This is a genomic window from Ruegeria sp. CI1 (assembly GCF_056536925.1).
This window is the reverse complement of sequence record NZ_JBQFQP010000019.1, coordinates 66,337-85,412: the sequence shown is the minus strand read 5'-3', so window position 1 is coordinate 85,412 and position 19,076 is coordinate 66,337. Positions and strand designations below refer to the sequence as shown.

Genomic DNA, 19,076 nt, shown 5'->3' with positions numbered 1-19,076 from the left:
ATACGAATGCGTCTACCTGCACGCCTGGGAGACCGGATCAGAGGCGAAGGCGGGCGTTGGGAAATGGATCGATTTTTACAACCGCAAACGCCCACACTCCGCCCTTGGCGGCAAACCCCCAGCCGTGGTCTATTGGCTGAGAAAAGAAGAAACCCAAACCGATCAGCAGGAGCAAAGAGTAGCTTAAACTACGCCAAAACCTGTCCAAACATTGGGGAGTAGTTCACACCGCCTCCGCTATCGTCATGCCTTGTCCTTGCAGAACTTCAACCTGCCGAAGCTTCGATACGATCTCTTCAGGCTTCTCACGCTTTCCAGCCATCGCTGATCCTCCAAATTGCCGGACAATCTATCCCAGTTGGTGGACCACTTTCAGGGGGCTACTCCAGTTCCTCCGGCCCAAGCTGTGGCTGAAGCGGGTAGAATGATGGCGTCAGCATTAGGTATTCCGTCTGGATTTGCAGACGCAAAGTTCGCTTTAGAGCTTCAAGATCGTTATCCCAACCTAAGCGTTACGGAAATCGATCGGATTTTCGATAGCTATGTCCTGGATAGATATCTACCTAACTCCGCGATCTTAGTTCCGGGATTTGGCACCAGCGTGACCTGCTCCCCTGAAAAGTCCTCGATTTGAGGTTAGCCTGTTCTCCAACAAAGGAGACAGACGATGAAGAGAAGCCGTTTCAGCGAAGAGCGGATCATTGGCATTCTGAAGGAGCATCAGGCCGGGTTGAGCGCAAAGGATCTGTGCCGCAAGCATGGGATCAGCGACGCGACCTTCTACAAGTGACGGTCGAAGTATGGCGGCATGGAGGTGTCCGACGCGCGACGCCTGAAGGCTCTGGAAGCCGAGAATGCAAAGCTCAAGAAGATGCTGGCGGAGCAGATGCTCGATGTCGCCACGCTGAAAGAGATGCTCGGAAAAAACTTCTGAGGCCCGGTTCAAGGAGGAATGCCGTGGACTGGGTAATGAAGACCAAGGGCTACAATCAGAAACGTGCCTGTTCCCTGGCCGGGATCGATCCACGTGTGTATCGGCGCAAGTCGAAGCGACCGGCGGACACCGAGTTGCGGGCCAGGATGAAGGAGCTGGCGTCCGAGAGGCGACGGTTTGGCTATCGCCGCCTGCACATCCTTCTGAAGCGTGAGGGCTGGGAGGTGAACTGGAAGAAGCTCTACCGGCTCTACCGCGAAGAAGGGTTGACCGTCCGTAAACGGAGCGGTCGCAAGCGTGCTGTGGGCACCAGAACGCCCATGGCGATCCCGCGGGGACCAAACCAGAGGTGGTCGCTCGACTTCATGTCGGACGCGCTGGAAGACGGGCGAAGGTTCCGGGTTTTGAACGTCATCGATGACTTCAGCCGGGAATGCCTGGCAGCCGTCGTTGACACATCCATCGGCGGCGCGCGTGTCGCCCGCGAGCTGGACCGGATCGCTGAGTTGCGTGGCTATCCCTGCATGGTTGTCTCGGACAACGGCACCGAGCTGACGTCCAACGCGATGCTCAAATGGCAGGAAGACCGCAAAGTCGGGTGGCACTACATCGCACCCGGGAAACCCATGTAGAACGGCCTGGTCGAGAGCTTCAACGGTCGGATGCGTGAGGAATGCCTCAACGAGCACCTGTTCCCGTCTCTGCGCCTTGCCTGCCGCATGATTGCGGCATGGCGCGACGGCTACAATCACCACCGCCCGCATTCGAGCCTCGACGGGCTCACCCCGCGGGAGTATCACCAACGGTCAGAAGAAGACCAAAACATGAACAGAGCTAACTTATAAGCGCGGACTCCAAGGGGAGCAGGTCACACCGCTTGACCAAGCCAAACCACCCATGGACCAATGGCCAGGTCGAGCGCATGAACCGGACAATCAAGGACGCTACCGTTAAGCGCTTCCACTACGACAGCCACGTCCAGCTTCACACCCATCTCAGCGACTTTATCGCAGCCTACAACTTCGCACGCCGGCTCAAGACGCTCAGCGGCCTCACGCCGTACGAGTACATCTGCAAATTCTGGACTTCAGACCCAGATCGATTCATCCAAAATCCGATCCACCAGATGCCGGGGCTGAACACCTAGGGAGCTATTGCGTCATTGCATCTGCCCCGTAGGAAAAGATCTGCCCAAATCCTTGGATTCTGTCCTCGATTCCCACGCGGCGCAGGCAACTCCAGAAATGAGCCTGATTGCTTGTCAATACAGGTTTTCCGGTTGCTTGTTCAATCTCTTCGATGACCTCCAGAGAGCGAATACCGCTGCATGACAGAAAAATTACGTCGGCGTCGGGTTGGTCAATCTCACAAGCGAACTTTTTCCAATAGGCCGGTGTCACCCTGCCGAAATCCAGTCCTTTCGCCAAGTTCAACCCCTGAATGTCCAACAGATCAAACCCTTTTCGGACAAGAAAGTCGGCCTCAACTGTGTTGATCTCGTCAAGATAGGGGGTGCCGACTACGATCCGTTTTGCCCCCAATGCTCTGAGGGCATCAACCACACCGGTTACCAAACACATGGGTTGCGCCCATGGCGCGCCTTTGCGGATTTCTGCAAACACCCGTTCCTCGCCATTCACGATAGAACCACTGGTGCAACAATAGCTAACAACGCTTGGCCGGACATCGGGTTGTAGCCGCGCCGCCGCTTCGGCCATGTGGTCAATGTGACGTGCAAGTGTTTCGTTGGTCGTATGATCCTCTGTCTTCAGGCGCGTTATATGAACGCCGACACCTGCCGGGGCCATCGCGAACAGATCGGCTTCGCAGGCCAGATCTGTGGACATTAGGATGAAACCCAGACTGGCGCGATGATGCCTGCCCAAATCCATCTCCGGCGTACGGGCCGCAGATTGGATAAACGTGCCGGGAGTGTACATGGCTTGTTGTCTCGTTCAGATGATCGGCAGTTTCGATGGTGCGCGGGTTGTCAGCAATTCTGGCCCTGATGCTCGGATTACGATGTTTTCTTCGTGCACCATGATTTGCCCATTGCCATAACCAAGCGAAGGTTCCAGCGTCAGCACCATGTTCTCTTCCAAAACAGTTTCGTCAAAGGCCGCGTGCGATGGCCACTCGGTCAGTTGCATCCCCAGACCGTGTCCCAAGCGCCCGACGTCCCCGCCCTGATCGTCCATCTCACGAATGACCGACTGCATTGCATTGAACAAATCCCGGCAGGTCGCCCCGGGACGCGCAGCATCCATGCCGGCCTCGGTTGCGCGCCACAAGACATCATAGGCCTGGCGCGAGAGTTCGTCTGCCCGTCCAATGGCAAAATTCCTGTCGAAATCGCAGAAGTATCCATCCCAGGTTGAGCCGGTATCCAGCATCAGGATATCGCCTGTCTGCAAAGGCCGTGTTGAAGGCGGCGAAATAACGTCAGCGTACCCGCCCTGATCGGCGCCTCCGACAAGATAGGGAACATCATCGACACCCTGCAACAGCGCCTCGCGCCGGAAGGCGCGAAAGACGTCGTCCAGTGGCATATTTTCCTGTACGATCTCGGGCACCCGAGCGAATGTAGCCGAAGCTAGTTCACAAATATAGCTGAGCTTTTCAATCTCGGCCTCGCTTTTGACTATTCTCAGCTTGCGTATGAGGCTTGTTGCATCGCCGATTTTAAGTCCCGGCAGGCCACCCATCAACCGTTCAAAATCACCGAGAGGCATACGAAGATGTGTTTCGTGACCTTTCATGATCCCAATTACCGCTTCTGACTTGGCCAACGGGGTCAAAAGGTCGGTCAACAAACTTATGCCGTCGTCCTCCGGTGCAGGGGCGCTCCATGTACGGATGTCGTCGATCCACGTCGTTCGCATAAGGGCCGCCCCAATCTCGGGGATGACAGCGATTGGCTTGCCAGTGGCAGGAACGAAAAGGAACCACGGGCGGGTTGGGCTTTGCCAGAACAGGGTATGAAAACCACTGAAATACCGGACCTCAGGCTCGGTCGTGAGCAAAAGACCCTCTAGACCTTGCCGCCCCATCAAGGCCTGCGCCTTGTTTGTCCGGATGGCAAACTCGTCGGAATCAAATCCACGCTTGGGTTGGTCACGCATCTTCGGTTTCCGCCATGATGGCTTGGAAGATCGCTGGGTCCGTTACTCCTTCGGACCCGATCAAAAGGACAGTCGAGCTGGCATCCAGACCAAGTTCACTCGACAGTGCAGAACTTTGGCGCGCGGCGATCAACGCGGCCAGCCCCGCCACGGCGCTTTCCCCCGCTTCGATTGCCGGGTCTTCACAAGGCGGGCGCGCTAAAAGACGAACTGTCGGCGCCACAATGCTGTCCGGGATCGTAATGAAATCCGACGCTTCTTCGGCAAGGATTTCCCATGCCATTTCAGAAGGCTCACCGCAAGACAAACCAGCCATAATGGTTTCTTCCGCGATTTGCACTGCTTTCGGCACCCCCGCGCGTGCACTTTCGAAAAGGCAAGCGGCCAGTTCTGGTTCGACAATGACGACGCGAGGCGAATGCTCGCCCCAGTACTGCCTCAGGCTGGCGGCGACCGAGGCCGCCAGGCCACCAACCCCACCTTGCAGAAATACATGTGTTGGCGGTGCCTCCAGAGCTTCGCAAAGCTCGCGCATCATGACGCCGTACCCAGCCATGACATCACGTGGAGGCTCGGAATATCCAGGCCAGGACGTGTCCGAGACCACGAACCAGCCGTTTTCCTCTGCTTCTTTTCGGGCCAGATCGACCGACGCGTCATAGTCACCGTCGATCCGGATCACCTGAGCACCGAAATCGCGCATCGCCTGCGCTCTGCCCTCGCTTACCTCGGCGTGGATATAGATACGACAAGGTGCGCCGAACCGCTGGCAGCCCCAGGCAAGAGAGCGGCCATGATTGCCGTCGGTAGCCGAAACCAAAGTGATAGCGGCGCAGTCATCTTTGAACTGCCCATTTCTTATGTCACCCAGAGTAACGTTGGTTCCTTTCAGCCGGGCCAGTTCCCGCTGAAGGACACGCATCGCGGCATAAGACCCGCCGAGAGCCTTGAAACTGCCCAATCCAAACCTCGGTCCTTCGTCTTTATAGTGAATGGAACCAACACCAATCTTTGCCGCCAGCCCCTTGAGCGAAATCAATGGTGTTGCCCGATACCCATCCCACTGCGTGATTTCGTCGACCGCGCGCGCAAAATCCTGCTTGGAAATGACACGCAATCCGGCATCACCCTGTCTACGCGCCGTAGAATGGTGGCCCAGTTCAGCTGTCAGAAACTCTCTCATCATCGTTCAGTCTTTCTGTCTTGCAGGCAACCGGTGTCGTACCAATTCCGCCCAAAAGCGCGCTCCGATTGGTAGCAACGCATCGTTGAAGTCATAGTCATCAGAATGAAGCGGTTGACCATTGGGGCCACTCTCACCATTTCCCAACAGCATGAAGCAACCGGGCACAGCAGAGGCGAAGTGCGCAAAGTCCTCGGAAAAGCTCATTGGTGTTCTATCTGGAATCGTTTCCATCCCAAGTTTTTGCGCCACTTGCACCACAGCTTTTGTAGGTTCGGGCGCGTTGAAGGTTTCAACGAAATCGGTGTCAAAGGACATTTCGACGGAAACACTATGCGCTGCTGCGATCCCTTCGACAATTTGGCGCATGAAACCCGCGATTGCTTTGCGATCCTCTGGAGCTCGGGTTCGCACATCGCCCTTCAGAACTGCGTTGCCGGGCAGGACATTGCGCTGACCATCGGTTATGAACTCGGTCACGGAAACGACCGCGCCAGCCCCGGGCGCCATTTTACGTGAGACGATGGTCTGCATCGCCTGCACTATCTCGACGCCGACCACAATTGCATCCACACCCACCTGCGGCATCGACGCGTGGCCGCCCTGACCTCGGATCTTGATTTCAAACAGGCTTTCGCTGCTGCAGATTAAACCGGAACGGGTAGACAATTGGCCAACAGGAGCACCCGGTAGATTGTGGATTGCATAGATCTCTTCGATGGGGAAGCGTTCTAAAACCCCTTCTGCGATCATTTTTTTTGCGCCAAGGCCATGTTCTTCGTTCGGTTGGAACAGAAAGACCACAGTGCCGTCAAATTCGGCGTCGCCTGCCAGTAGCTCGGCCGCCCCAAGAAGCATCGCCATATGACCATCATGACCGCATGCGTGCATCACGCCTTCTGTCAGGGAAGGGTAACTATGGGTCGACCGTTCGGTGATCGGCAGGGCATCCATATCGGCGCGCAAACCTATGGCGCGATTGCCGGTTCCACTTTTTAGAACGCCTACTACGCCGGAGCCGGGATGCACCTCGATCCCCAGTTTCTTCAAATGATCCGCGACAAATGCTTTGGTTTTGGTTTCGTGAAAACCAAGCTCAGGGTGCCGATGCAAATGACGCCGGACTACCTTAGACCGCTGATGAAAATCCGACATATAGCCCTCCTTGCGAGCTACAAATTAGTCGCATTACTAGGGTTTTGGGCGTTGAAAATCCTCAGGACCGTACGAAATTTATTGCCTTTTTATTGTTATTGTACTTTTTTAGTAACAATGGATGACAAGGACCTCAGCATCTTAAAGTTGGTTCAGGCCGACGCTAGGTTGACCGCCGAAGCAATCAGTCAAGACGTCGGTCTTTCGCCCCCGGCAGTGCAGAAACGCCTGAAACGATTGAGAGATTCCGGCGTTATCGAGCGTGATATCGCCGTACTTTCACCTGCAAAGGTCGGCCGCGAATTGACTGTTATCGTCGACGTGATACTGGAGAGAGAAAGTCGCGCGCATCTGGATGCGTTCAAGCGAAAGATGCGGAATACGCCGTTGGTACAACAATGTTATTACACAACTGGGGAAGCCGACTTCATACTCATCCTAGCCGTCAAGGACATCAAGGAATACGAAGTGTTCACTCAGGAGCACTTCTTTGATGAATCTAATATCAGCCGCTTCAAGACGTCTGTCGTCATGGACAGGGTCAAGGTCTCGCTTGACGTTCTTTGAGTTGGGAAAAAGCCAGAAACGAAAGAAGCTGGCATCCCAAAATGCCAGCTTCTTCAGAGTGAGTGGTTCGGCGCTTTGCCGGACCGGGGAAATTCTATTGATAACATTAGGCTAAAGCCCACCTTTCTGATATTAGGGGTTTCCCGTAGGATCGGGATTTTTTGCATTTCCTAAACGCGAAAATGCGTGCAAAAAAGGCCGGTCCAAAGACCGGCCCATGAAAATATTCGATTTGAGAGTGGTTAGTTCGATGCTGCGTTCAGCTTTTCGTTTTGCTCACGCAGGCTGTCCGAAATGATCGCGTACCACTCGCCGGACTCGCGCATTTCGTTCAGGCCCTTGTTCATCATGGCAATATACTCACGCGCGAACGGGTTAGTGCGATGAGCAAGGAAGCTCATCGACGACAAAGTGGATACATACGGGTTCTCAACGATGTCAGCCGAGGTCAAACCCATGTCGCTCATCGTCGATGCGAACAGATCAACTTCAAAGGCTGCTACATCTGCTGTACCAGTCAATACGGCATCAAGGCAGTCGCGAGCCGAATTGGGCTGAATCACGGTCGTGTTTTCGCGGTTCAGTCCCTGTTCTTCCAACACCACCATACTCCAACCTGCCATACGGCATATGGTTGCTCCTTTTAAGTCTGCAAAGTCTGTTGCACTTGCGTACTGGCTTTCTGGTAAAGTATAGAAGCCGCCGACAATGTCATATACTGGAACAGAAGCGACAAATTGCGTACAACGTGCTTCCGTTTCCGCAGACCACTCATATGAGCGGTTAGTGCAATCCGGTACCGTCCACGCGATCGAAATATCAAATGCACCGAGCGGTAAGAGGGTGTCCAAATGCGCGCTCCAGTCATCCACGAAGCTGACCGAATAGTCGCGGCTATTGCCAGCACGCTGAAGGCTGGTCGTTGCCAGACGGGTCATGATGCCACCACCGCTCAAGGCTTCAGTCGTGAATGGTTCCCATCCGTTGCCCGCCACCATCTTGATCGGCGGCGCGTAGACATTCGAGCGCTTGACGCTTGCTGCACGCTTTTCTTCTGCCGCGATCAACTCCTGTGCGCTCTGGCCATTGGGCAGACTGCCGTCCTCACAAGGCAAGGCCAGCACCAGACCTGATTTCAGGTCGCCAGGGTTGTCGATCGCGTTCCGGTTAGCGTTAAAGATCGGCTGATAGTTAGAAGTTCCATATGCCGCGATCGAGATCGTAGCCAGAGTGTCGCCATCCGCAACCGTGTAGTTGCTACACGCTTCTTGAGCACTGGCCGCCCCAGCAGCAAGTGTGATTGTGGCAACCGCTGTAAGCGCAACGTGTTTGAGATTTACTGCGAACATTTTCTTCCTCCGAGTTGTTCCAAAATCAGGCCTCAGCCGTTTTCCATTTGATAACGCAGGGCAGTCGACACGATATCGCGCCACTCACCCGATTGCTGCATAATCGCCAACCCTTCATTCAGGGTATCAAGAATTGCCCCGCCGTCAGGATTGTCCACATGTGTCATCACGTTCAACGATTTGATCGCCGCCAAGTTCGGATTTTCGATGACTTGGTGTTCATATCCTAGTCGCGCGATTGCCTCCTCGGCCAAGTGGGCTTCAATTGCGACTAGATCCGCTCGACCACCCATTACGGCATGAAAGCATTCGTCCGGCGAGACCGGCCGATACAACGTGATCACCGGCTCATAGAGACCGACGGCATCCATATGGGACAGTGACCAACCTTCCGGGCGACAAATCGTGGTGCCCGCGAAATCGGCATAGGTTCGCGTGGTTTCGAGCCCAGATCCTTCCTGAGCAAAGAACGTGTCCACAACTTCGTAGAACGGGTTGGAGAAGTTGTAAGTCTCACAACGCACACGGTCTTTTTCAGACAATGCCTCGGCCTCTTCGCAGTTTGGACGGGACCAAGGGAAAGTTGCATCAAATGCCAAAGTCGGCATCAGCAGATCCAGGTGCGAGCTCCAATCATTGACAAACTGAATCTTGTACCCCTGTTCCGGCGCCGCGCGCAAAAATGCGGTTTCCACCAGTTTGGTATACAAGCCACGATTCGGCAGGTTTTCATCGGTAAACGGCGCGTAGTCGCCGCCGGTAATCAACAGCAACTGACGGTCGCGGATCGCAGGGCGCTCATCCGAAGATGCATTTCTAATCAATGCGGCCCCTTCGGAACGAGCAGCTTCAATTTCGCGCTTCGCGGCCGCCTTGGCTTCTTTCACAGCCTTTTCGCTTGCCTTCTTCGCCTCCGCCTTGGCTGCAGTAACACGAGCTTCGGCCTCGGCTATGGCCTTTTCCGCGCGGCTTTCCGCAGCACGAACCAGTTCCGCCGCCATTTCTGCCGCCAACCGTTCTGCTTCCGTTTCTGGTTCTGCGGGCTGTTGCGCTGCCTGGGCGGAAACGCAAGGAATTCTTAAAACGGCGCCAACTTGAATTATGTTCGGATTGTTCCCGATCTCTTCCCGGTTAGCATCATAGATGTCCCGGTAGTCGTAGGTGCCGAAAGCCCGCATGGAGATCTCGCGCAGGCTGTCGCCGCGCTGAACGGAATAGACCGAGCAGGCCTCTTGTGCAGCGGCGGACCCCGCTGCGGCGGATAACGCAAGGCTGGATGCAATCAGATACTTTTTCATGGTCCCTGTATTCATTTCTGTGCTCTGTTGGTTTCAGACGTTTACGGGTTTCACCACTGCAATCGATATATTGTCCTGATCAGGATCACCTAGCGCGCGCAAAGCCTGCAAGAGCGTATCGGCAATCTCCTGAGAAGGAGCGTCACTCTGAGAAATCAAAATGTTACGGATGGCGTTGTTTTCGAGAAACTGTAATCCGTCACTGGCGGCTATGAGGATGTCCCCTTTCATCAGTTCGACGGGCCTTTCAGGGCAATCTACCTTTGGAATCGGGGCCCCCATAATCACGGAAGTCAACTGGTTCCGATCCGGATGAGCACGCGCCTCTTCCTTGGTCATCAAGCCGTCTTCGACCTTGGAATCGATAATTGGCGCTAACGAATGGTCTTCGTTAATTTGCAACAGGCTGCCATCCCGGAAAAGAAACAACGGGCTATCCCCAATCGAGATCCAGAACAAGCGGCTGTCAAGCATGAGCGCGCCCAAGAGGGTTGAACCCATGACAAAGGAGTTGTCATGCTCTTCCACATGCCCCGATACCGCAGCATTGGCTTGCATCGCCGCCATTGGCAATGCGTCCAGCAACATCGATTCAGTTGTTTTATCGTGTTCAAGATGCCCGTCTAGAACATCCCGCCATGCCGAAATCACAAGCTCGGACGCGACATCGCCTGCGTCATGTCCACCCATCCCGTCAGCAACAACGACGTAAGCGGCATTCATTGTATCGAAGAAACGAGCGGCAATCGCGTCTTCTTGCGTTTCGCGCTGCCCTTTGTCCGTCAACAAAGCGATGTCATATACTGGAGACACCAGCATTCGTCAGTTGTCCCGCCAATCGAAATCGTCGCCGCAGAACGCAACGAAACGTATACTGGTTTCGCTGATCCTGATCGTATCACCACTGGACAGTGGTACGGTGCTCAGCACTGGGCCACCATTGAGCCGGACCAGATTCGCCTTGCCGCCATGTCCCAAATAGCATTTGCGGTCTTCCGGATCATAGGCAATCACGGCGTGATTGCTACGCGAAATACCATGATCGCCAAAATCCAGTTGAATCGCTTGATCATCGTTCCGTCCAATCTGCATCAAACCTTCAGTTAGTGCGATGCTAGTTCCCCGCCCGGGTCCCGCAGTGATCACCAGCCATCCGACCGGGAACTCTGCCTGCTTTGAAGGAGTTACTTCGACAGGTCTGGCCTCCATCAAATCCTGCACATGTGTATCAGGGCGCTCGAAACCCAGGAACGTCGTCTTGACCCGCTCGCGCCGATTCTGAGTGGATTCAGGGGCGGTTTGGGCCGCTTGCAACTCTTCCTCGATCTGTGTCGCAGATACTTCGTTCTCGACGGCTGCTTCTTGCTCAGCTACCGGCGCCCGAGAGGCAGTTTCAGATTGTCCAGATTCTTCAATCGTCGAAGGTGCCTCTTCTGCCGGAGTCAGCCGGAGTGTAACAACCTGCTCTTCGGTCTCATCCTCTTCGGGCTGAAATGTGAATTCATCGGATTCTGGGATCTCATTGGACGATTCAACAAGCTCTTCTGTGTCATGGTTGCCGTGCTCCCCGTCCGCGTCCGCTTCGAATTCCGGCATTTTTTCTTCGGGTATCAGCTCCTCAGTCTCTTCGTAAGGCTCCTCGCGTGTTGTGTTTCCAGCAAGCGCCCGACGCAGCGCGTTTAAGTCTGCTATCGGCTCTGGTGTTTCGGTATCCTCCGTCGCACTTTCAATGCTTTCTTTCGACTTGCCGGCACCTTCGAGAAGCCGACTCAGGGGGCTTTTGTATTTGAACATGGCGACGACCTTCCGCATTTCTGACATCAGAACCGAAGTTCCATTTGGGTTTCACATTCCACCTGAGCCCAAGACCCAAGCAGCCAAGTTTTTCTAACTAATTCAACTTATTACTATCTGCATCAGGACCAGGTTCGATCGAGAAGCGCACAACCAATCCCACGAAAACGCTCTGGCAGAACAGATTCACACTGACCGATCACTCTCTGGCGAGTTGCATCACAACCTCTTTTTCAGCTCCGTCTCTGAGAACGATCAGACGAGCTTCGAACTGATCATCCGCCACGAGAAGCTCCAGGGCATTATCCAGACTCTCCAAATCGCCGATAACCTCACCTGTGATCGCTTCGCGAACGATCAGGTCGCTTACCTTCAAATCTGGCGCCGCCTCGGCGCTCTCTGCGGTAACGATTGTCTGCCACCCTTCATTTCCGTCGGCTCGCACCACAAGGCCCAAACCATTGGCCAAGCCGAGCACACGCAGCGCGGGCAGGGCAAGCAGCCCATTGTTGGCCCGCGTCCTGCCCAATTCACGATAGCGGGCGACGACTCGAATATATCCGTCAGAATCCACATTGAGATCGTCGAGAACTTGAGAGGCAAACGAGCGACCATCGGGGATCTGTTCTCCATTGATCGTGAAAATGACTGTGCCCTGTGTGACCCAGTCACCAATGACCGTCATGTCGGTGCTTGGATCAAGTCCAGTAACGGCGATGACATTTCCATTCGAAGCCCGGCGAATACTGGTCTCGAACGGGATTTCCACGTCCCAATGTGAGAAGGCGACTTGGTTGTCCAACAAATTGGTCTGCTCCGACACAGACCCAGGCGGTGACGCGGCTGTCTCGGGTTGCGTTGTTTCTTCCGCACGCTCGGGTTCGACGACCGGCGTTCTCGCCGAGATAATCTCGTCAGCATTTGCGGCCTCTGTTGCCGTCGCTTCGGAGGCCAATTGGTCGGCGGTCGCTTCTTCGGAAACTGATGCTTCGGCCAACTCGGCTTCATCAACCGCTGCCGCCGGTGGAGTATTTGGTTCAATAACTTCGTCTTGTACCGGTGCAACAATAGAAGTTTCGGCGTTTTCAGGTTCCGGTGAAGCCTCTGGATCCGACGCGTCCGCAGTGACCGCACTTGATTCATTGCCCTTTCCAACGGAAGTCGCGAAAGCTTGGGAAGACGCTTCATCATGAGCCTCTGACGCTGCATCGGTCTGGGCTATATCCTGTGTACCCACCACTGTCTCATCCTGCGGTTCGGCAACAGCTTCGATTGACGGAGAACCTTCTGAAGTTGCGGGCGAGGCCAATTCTGTTTTACTTCCGGAAAGAGCGAAATACCCCCCCGCAGCCACCGCGACGGTCACCAGAGCAACAAGGCCTAGTACCTTGCCACCACTACCCGAGTCGTTTCGAATTACCTTGTCAACGGCGACTTGTGTCTCTTCCTGCGGCTTAAGCTCGGTTGGTAGTTTAGCGCCATCCGGATTTCCTCCGATCGTAATGTCAGAGTTTCCAGCCAGCAATGCCGTCACGACCGCCTCTGCATTTTCGGTCTCTGCGCGAATGCGTTCCTTCTCGGCTTCGCTCAGAGGTTCTTTTTCGTCTCGATCAACTGCAACGATCATGGACACCGGGCGATGGGTGAAGTTGCCGAATGCAACGTCCGGCCCACGGAACATCCGGAGCCATTCCAAAGCGGTTTGGACTCGATCAGCTGCATGGATTTCCATTGCCTTGTCAATGGCTTCCAAAAAACCATCGGGATAACCCTCGAACCGACTGGCGAGAGGTACATAGGGATCAGGTTGGCTGTTGTTGAATGCATTCAGACGCGTCTGCCCATCAATCGGACGTTCGCCGCTAATCGCGTGATACAACGTGGCCGCAAGCACATAGAGATCGCTGCTTGGGCCTTGCTCGGAGCCGCGAACATAGAATTCGTGCGGCGAGTAACCATCCTTGACGACACGCAGCGCCAGCAGCGCGGCATTCTGGTTTGCCGCTCGTTCCCGGGCCGCGCCAAAGTCGATCAGAACAGGCTGTTCGTTCTGGTCGATCAGAATATTATCTGGAGAGATATCGCGGTGCAGCATACCGCTTTCATGGATGAACGACACAGCCGACAGCATTTTTTCGGTGACCTGCACCGCAAAATCTGGGGTAGCATTGTTCTTGTGATCCTGCATGTATTCCAGCAGATCACCACCCTTGATCAAATCCATCGCGATATAGGCGGTCTGGTTATCCTCGAAGACCTGATGCACATTCACGATATTTGGGTGCACCAGCCGCGCGTGATTCCGCGCCTCCTGAATGAATAGGTCGATGATTGCATGAAGATCCTCGCGATAGGACGGATCAGCGGCCTCGACCTTGTCGCCGTTGCGACGGCACAAGGCACCAGGAAAGCACTCTTTGATAACAACATCCCGTTCCAGGCTGTCACGTGCCAGATAGGTAATCCCGAATCCGCCATTGTTGAGAAAGCTGAGTATCTCGTACTGGCCACGAAGAAGGCGGGCCCCCGGTCGTAGCACCTCGATATGTGTGTCATCGTCGTGATCGTGTCCGACTGCCTGATTCTGGCTCATTTCTTCCTGCCCGTGCTTTCCGATTCTGCGGCGCAACATTACTTATTAAACAGGGCTCAAAGGCCGCCAAACTCGTCACCAGAAACAGCCACAGGGCCTAAAATGGTTAAACTTTTCAAATACGACTAAAATTGGGCCGCGCGATGACCTACGTATGAAGCGAAACCGCAATACATCAAGCCGTAGTGGATGCTAAACATAATACGGCGAAATACTGAAGCCTGCAGCGCTAAAAAGAGTCGATAATACGGAAAAAATCGTCGGATAAAACAGTAAATCTTCGCACTGAAGGCTCAACGAGCCCAAAGCGAATCAACCACCGTCCGCGCAACCGGTGATTACTCAGATTAGGTACCTGTTTTTTTCGAGGCATCGGAAACTGAACTGCCTGCCCATGCCAAGTTGTCGCCCAGCTGTGCCAGAATGTTCACCGCGTCTCGCAAGGGCGCTTTCCCACTTTCAAATTGTAATAGCAACAGCAGATCCATCGCCCGCTCGAATTCGGCGGGCACCCAATCGGCCGTCGGATCAAGCTCGCCTCCGCCTTCCAGCCGTTCTGCAAAATCCTCTACCAGTTCCTGACAGCTTTGAAGGAATGTCGCCGGATCCATATCAGAGCTTTCCTGCAGATCTTCATAGATCAAGGTAATCGCGGCCAGCCACTCTTCAAGAATGGTGTTCGATAGCGTTGGAAGTGCCGCGGTCAGGTAATCCTGCAACGCCTCTCCGGACGAACCATCGGGTAAAATGTCCGAGATTTTACCTTCGGCTTTGACCACGCTTTTTTCCAGTTCCGGTAAAAACACGTCTTGAAGATCGGCGCTCGCCACATCAATATCTTTCTGACGGCGCACCGACGCGATCCCTAGAATGGCTTCGGCCAAGGCTTGTCCGCCGCACGCTTCCCACAGTGCGAAATCGGGTTCGGGCTCCTTTGACATCGCCTTGACTGCTACAGGAGTACCGATCGGAACGACACTCTGGAATAGTCCAGCGGTTTCCTTCCGCAAGCGCCCGAGGACCTGGTCGAGTGCATCTTGGACAGGTTGCAGATCCGAATGTGTCACCGCCAGCAAACTGTTGTCCCTAAGCTCCTTGGGAACCTGCGACCACAGATGCCGCTCGGTTTCGCGCCATGCATTTGCACCGTTGCTGCACCAGATTGCGCAGTCGACAAATTTCAGCAGATCGAGGGTCTGTTTGTAGCTTTCATCCAAGGCGCCTGAACCAGGCAAGTCGAACAAGGATATTTCGCGCATGGCCGGCGAATTCAATCCGACCGAGATGAAGTCGGGCTTGTCGGCTGCCGCTTTTTCAAGAGCAATCCCTGCATAGGTTTTATGCGGCTTGTCCCACCAGCCGACCGTCGTTTCAGGTTCATCGGCGTAAGCCACGATGACCAGAGGTAGTTGCAGGTGGTGCGGCCCGGTTGGCAGAATATCAGCGCCGGCAAGCATGTTCGCAAGGCTGGATTTGCCCGCACCGAATTCTCCGGCGAATCCAATCGCGACCGCGTTTGACAGCCGCTCCACATGAGCCGCTGCGCGCTCGCGCAACTTTTGCAAATGGGGCGTTGGCGGCTCGTTTCTGGTCGCTGACAAGAAACGTTCCAGTTGCCGGACAATTTGTTCGGTTCCGGGAAATTCGATCACTCTGCTGCCTCCGCCTTTCGTCTATCAGCCCGCGTCGGGGCAAACACCGCATCCAGTTCATCCGCAATTCGGCGCGCCTGGTCAAATGCGGTTTGAGCATTCACTTTCGCACTGGCCTCACCGGTGGCATCCCTATTTTCAAGGTGTCCGGCCAGCAACGCAAGATGGTGTGTCAGGACAGTGTCCAGGCGCTCCAACAAGTCGATACGTGCAGTATCAATCAGATCATCACCGATGAGTTCAAATTCCTGCGTAATCATTTTTTCCGCACGAGACACGACACTGTTTTTGGAAATCAAACGCGACAACCAGCTGACACGTAATTCGACAGTAATGCCTCGCGTCAAGGCCGTGGTATTGGGGCGGAACCACCGAACAGCGCTTGTATTCATCCGGCTTTCCGAGCCGTCTTTCCAGCCAGGAAGACCTCTGAGCACCGCGTTGCTTTGCATGTCGATTGTATAAAGCTCGCTCAACATGCGCTGGCGAACGACTTGAGTTGCGTTCTGCACCAGTTCCCTCATCCGCTCGCGGAGGCCAGAGAAATCCAGTTCCGTCGCACCTCCTTTGGCAAGAAGAGGTGATGAACCGTTCGGGCCGCGAACGACCGAGGCCACCATCTCGGCGACCGTGTCATCCATGACACCCCGCAGATTTGAGAACACATCATCCATGTCGCGGGCGATTTCGGCTGTTTTCTGTGCCACCGTCTCGCGAAGGGAACCAAGGATGTCTTTGTTCGCCTCGTGCCAAATTTCGTCTGGCTCAACCTCATTCTGTGACGCCCGAATTCGGGCTGCGCTTCTCTCCAGATCACCTTTCGCGAACCCATTGAGATGTTGCCACGACATCTGAAGCTGCTCGCCGCAAGGCCCATCGGCCAAAGATTTTGTGACATGCTTGCGCAGATCCGGCAGGCCCGATGCAATCATAGCGGCCAAACGCAACACCGCTTCGCGGCTGACAGGGCCGGCGCCTTGTTTCATGTCCCTGACGCCATCAAGGTACTTTTGCATCTGCTTGGGATGCGCCCGCAGCCACGCAAGAACCTTATCGTGGTTGATGCTTGTTTCATCCCCGGTCAAGGCGAAATGCGCCCATTGCGCGCTTCCCATCAAAACGTCGATGTTCGAATTGCCCAGCGCCCTTTCCAGCCCTTCCTCGACATCTAAGCGCACTTTGGCGGCATCGTCAGCACCACCGTTCAACTCGTCCACACGATTAATGAAAACAACGATCTGGCCAAGCTCCAAGGCCTGCATCAGACGAAACAGTTTCAGGTCTGCCCTGGACAACGCTTGATGCGCAGACAGAACCACCACAAAAAAATCAGCTTCCTTAAGGTATTGACGCGAGATTTCCTCGCGGATCAGAAGCGGGTCATTGACTCCTGGCGTGTCGGTCACGGTCAGCGGAAAAGGAAAATGGCCAAGTTCGAAAAAAACTTCTGCCTTACGGGTTATATCGCTATAAAGCCCACGATCCGATCTCGGTTCGCTTCTTTCGGTGTCCGTGGGGTCGTCGCCGGCACAAACATACCGGGCAAGGTCGGTCGAATCTAACGCCTCCAGATCATGGGTCTGACCCATCAGCTTTTCAAAGCTATCGCCAAGCCTGAGCCGTGCGCGATTTTTCATCGCCTCGACCTGCTCTTCGATCATTTCGCGCTTGTAGCTGTCCTCCTCGTCCGGGAACATGTTGCGCAGTTCTTCGCCTTCGGCGATCAAAGCGTTCCATTGATGGTTGTCGAAAAAGTGAAACTCTGCCCCCTTTACGCGACCCGATGGGTGACCAAAATGCATATCGGTTATCACAGTCGTCCATGGATTCACGTCCGACGGTAAAAACTCTGCGTGGCCAGTGAAACCGTTGATAAGACGAGACTTACCGGCCTTTATCTGACCGACAAAGGCAACTCCGGGCTTCAGCTCGGTCAAATCGCGTATGATCCGGGAAATGAACAGACGGGTTTCGTCATTCGCCGTTTCGTTCATTTCTTCAGCGATCCGGATCAACTCCCGGCGACTGGTCTCACTCATTTCAATACCCTACGAACTCATGGGGGTAACTTTCACACCGATAAGCAACAAAAAACAAGAAGTTACGACCGGAACAGAATTTACTCGCGTTCCCGCATTAGAGACTTCCAGAGGTTTACTACAGATCCAAGCTTACGAGCTTCGTGAACCGAAACCACCGTAGACGAACCATCGCGTAAGACAGCAATACCATTCCCCTTGCCGCCTGTCGGGCGCAACACGATGAGCTGTGGGCCTGAATTTGCGAAACCACTATCTGCATCCCACGCCGTCAAATCATCCGAAAGCCTCTTTAGCGTTTTTTCGTCCGGACACATTGATCCGCCCTGCGCGCACTCACCGGCGGCAAAAGACATGGAAAGATCACCATCCCCAATCAACAACTGCCCGAACGAAAACTGCTCTGACTTTTCAAAGAATTTTTCGGCCAGTGCCCCGTCGTATGAGATTTTATCAGAAACGCTTTCACTTTTGGTCGTTTCCACAGGCACCGTTTCCAGCGAGGCTTTATCGATTGATGGACCGAGATTTGCACAGGCTTTCTCAATCTCAGACATCGTGATCCCGACATCGTCAGCGTCTGGAGTCTTGTCGGGGTTCAACGAAATCAGATTTAGTGGGCCAGACGAAGCACTGATCGCCGTGATCAGTCGTGCTACCTTGTCGGTTACACCCCCGCGCGGATCATTATCGAAATCCGGCAAATCACCCACGTTTGCGTCCAGAACGTCCGTGACTCGGGAACTGCTGACTTCGATCACTAGATGACTTCCATCGCCTGCAGTTACTTCCAGGCGACGGGGCAAAACTGTTGCGCGAATCGCCCGCAGAAGTGCTGTTCGGCGATCTTCCGCAGATGCCCCAACTATTTGTGTGACAGGCGACAATCGCGGTTTTGCGTTGCGGCCCAATTTGCCGAGCATATCGATAATTTCCGTGTCGATCACGGTTGTTCCCCCCAAGCCCTGCTCTAAACGGCCTCCGCCACTGCGCCAAGACTCATGTGTGATTTGGTAAGTGCCAACCCAACGTTGGCACTGCCTCTGCAGATGTAACACACAACCTGTTCAGGATACTCCTTAGTGCGCATAAATACATGCAAGCGATCCTCTGAAAAGACGGCAATCTCTCCGAAACCACATCCACCCTCTTCATCAGCTTCCGCCGCCCGAATGATTTCGCCGAATGCTTGTATGCCTTTCCCTTGAAACAGGCTAGCAACTGCAAGTGCAAGTGTTTCCATAATTTCCTCGCCGTCCGCAGCTTCCGCTTTCAGGGCAAGCAACATTCCGGTTGCCATGTCAAAGTACCCGGCTGCAAAACACTCGGGTATCGTTTCCATTGCAGATTGGAGTGCGGCGTCAAGCGACATGCTTTTTCCAATCAATCG

General features: G+C 54.5%; 15 protein-coding genes and 2 pseudogenes. 4 read left to right on the top strand and 13 right to left on the bottom strand.

The window, feature by feature from the left end:
• From ACR0LZ_RS19245 to ACR0LZ_RS19235, 3 genes and pseudogenes are all read left to right on the top strand, one after another.
• Positions 1-187 (top strand): integrase core domain-containing protein (locus ACR0LZ_RS19245; RefSeq protein ID WP_480751699.1); only part of this gene is annotated, 187 nt, incomplete at its 5' end.
• Between the two features lie 480 nt (positions 188-667).
• A pseudogene (locus tag ACR0LZ_RS19240) lies at positions 668-1,779 on the top strand (IS3 family transposase).
• Positions 1,780-1,805: 26 nt separating this feature from the next.
• Positions 1,806-2,081 (top strand): annotated as a pseudogene (locus tag ACR0LZ_RS19235) (integrase core domain-containing protein); the annotation flags it as partial.
• 4 nt (positions 2,082-2,085) lie between these two features.
• Here the strand turns inward: ACR0LZ_RS19235 and ACR0LZ_RS19230 are convergent.
• The 4 genes from ACR0LZ_RS19230 to ACR0LZ_RS19215 form a co-directional block, all read right to left on the bottom strand.
• A complete protein-coding gene (locus ACR0LZ_RS19230) occupies positions 2,086-2,781 on the bottom strand; it encodes a maleate cis-trans isomerase family protein (RefSeq protein ID WP_480751698.1) in 696 nt (231 codons plus the stop codon).
• A 108-nt stretch (positions 2,782-2,889) separates the two neighbouring features.
• Positions 2,890-4,056, bottom strand: a complete 1,167-nt coding sequence (locus ACR0LZ_RS19225) for a M24 family metallopeptidase (protein ID WP_480751697.1) — start codon at positions 4,054-4,056, stop codon at positions 2,890-2,892.
• Complete coding sequence (locus tag ACR0LZ_RS19220; protein WP_480751695.1) at positions 4,049-5,242, bottom strand: diaminopropionate ammonia-lyase; 1,194 nt, start codon at positions 5,240-5,242, stop codon at positions 4,049-4,051. The genes ACR0LZ_RS19225 and ACR0LZ_RS19220 overlap by 8 nt, the downstream gene beginning before the upstream one ends.
• 3 nt (positions 5,243-5,245) lie before the next feature.
• Positions 5,246-6,394, bottom strand: coding sequence for an amidohydrolase (locus ACR0LZ_RS19215; RefSeq protein ID WP_480751693.1), 1,149 nt, complete (start codon positions 6,392-6,394; stop codon positions 5,246-5,248).
• 117 nt (positions 6,395-6,511) lie between these two features.
• Between ACR0LZ_RS19215 and ACR0LZ_RS19210 the strand changes: the two genes are divergently transcribed.
• Positions 6,512-6,961 carry an Lrp/AsnC family transcriptional regulator gene (locus ACR0LZ_RS19210; RefSeq protein WP_480751692.1) on the top strand — a complete coding sequence of 150 codons (450 nt, stop codon included), beginning with the start codon at positions 6,512-6,514 and terminating at the stop codon, positions 6,959-6,961.
• A gap of 242 nt (positions 6,962-7,203) precedes the next feature.
• Here the strand turns inward: ACR0LZ_RS19210 and ACR0LZ_RS19205 are convergent, their stop codons facing one another.
• From ACR0LZ_RS19205 to ACR0LZ_RS19165, 9 genes are all read right to left on the bottom strand, one after another.
• On the bottom strand, positions 7,204-8,310 hold the full coding sequence (locus tag ACR0LZ_RS19205) for a peptidoglycan-binding protein LysM (RefSeq protein WP_480751690.1): 1,107 nt from the start codon (positions 8,308-8,310) through the stop codon (positions 7,204-7,206).
• A 32-nt stretch (positions 8,311-8,342) separates the two neighbouring features.
• The gene (locus ACR0LZ_RS19200; protein ID WP_480751689.1) at positions 8,343-9,608 is read right to left on the bottom strand and encodes a LysM peptidoglycan-binding domain-containing protein; all 1,266 of its coding nucleotides are present in this window, start codon (positions 9,606-9,608) and stop codon (positions 8,343-8,345) included.
• A gap of 33 nt (positions 9,609-9,641) precedes the next feature.
• Positions 9,642-10,427 (bottom strand): PP2C family protein-serine/threonine phosphatase, encoded by a 786-nt coding sequence (locus tag ACR0LZ_RS19195; protein WP_480751688.1) that lies wholly within the window; start codon positions 10,425-10,427, stop codon positions 9,642-9,644.
• Positions 10,428-10,430: 3 nt separating this feature from the next.
• Entirely contained in the window at positions 10,431-11,402 is a 972-nt protein-coding gene (locus ACR0LZ_RS19190; RefSeq protein WP_480751686.1) for an FHA domain-containing protein, read from the bottom strand.
• Positions 11,403-11,601: 199 nt separating this feature from the next.
• Complete coding sequence (locus ACR0LZ_RS19185; protein ID WP_480751684.1) at positions 11,602-13,995, bottom strand: serine/threonine-protein kinase; 2,394 nt, start codon at positions 13,993-13,995, stop codon at positions 11,602-11,604.
• Positions 13,996-14,342: 347 nt separating this feature from the next.
• Complete coding sequence (locus ACR0LZ_RS19180; RefSeq protein ID WP_480751682.1) at positions 14,343-15,647, bottom strand: dynamin family protein; 1,305 nt, start codon at positions 15,645-15,647, stop codon at positions 14,343-14,345.
• Positions 15,644-17,686: a dynamin family protein gene (locus ACR0LZ_RS19175; protein ID WP_480751680.1), complete on the bottom strand. Its 2,043-nt coding sequence runs from the start codon at positions 17,684-17,686 to the stop codon at positions 15,644-15,646. The genes ACR0LZ_RS19180 and ACR0LZ_RS19175 overlap by 4 nt, the downstream gene beginning before the upstream one ends.
• 80 nt (positions 17,687-17,766) lie before the next feature.
• Positions 17,767-18,633 (bottom strand): hypothetical protein, encoded by an 867-nt coding sequence (locus ACR0LZ_RS19170; protein WP_480751679.1) that lies wholly within the window; start codon positions 18,631-18,633, stop codon positions 17,767-17,769.
• Positions 18,634-18,656: 23 nt separating this feature from the next.
• Complete coding sequence (locus ACR0LZ_RS19165; protein WP_480751677.1) at positions 18,657-19,058, bottom strand: hypothetical protein; 402 nt, start codon at positions 19,056-19,058, stop codon at positions 18,657-18,659.
• Between the last annotated feature and the right edge of the window lie 18 nt (positions 19,059-19,076).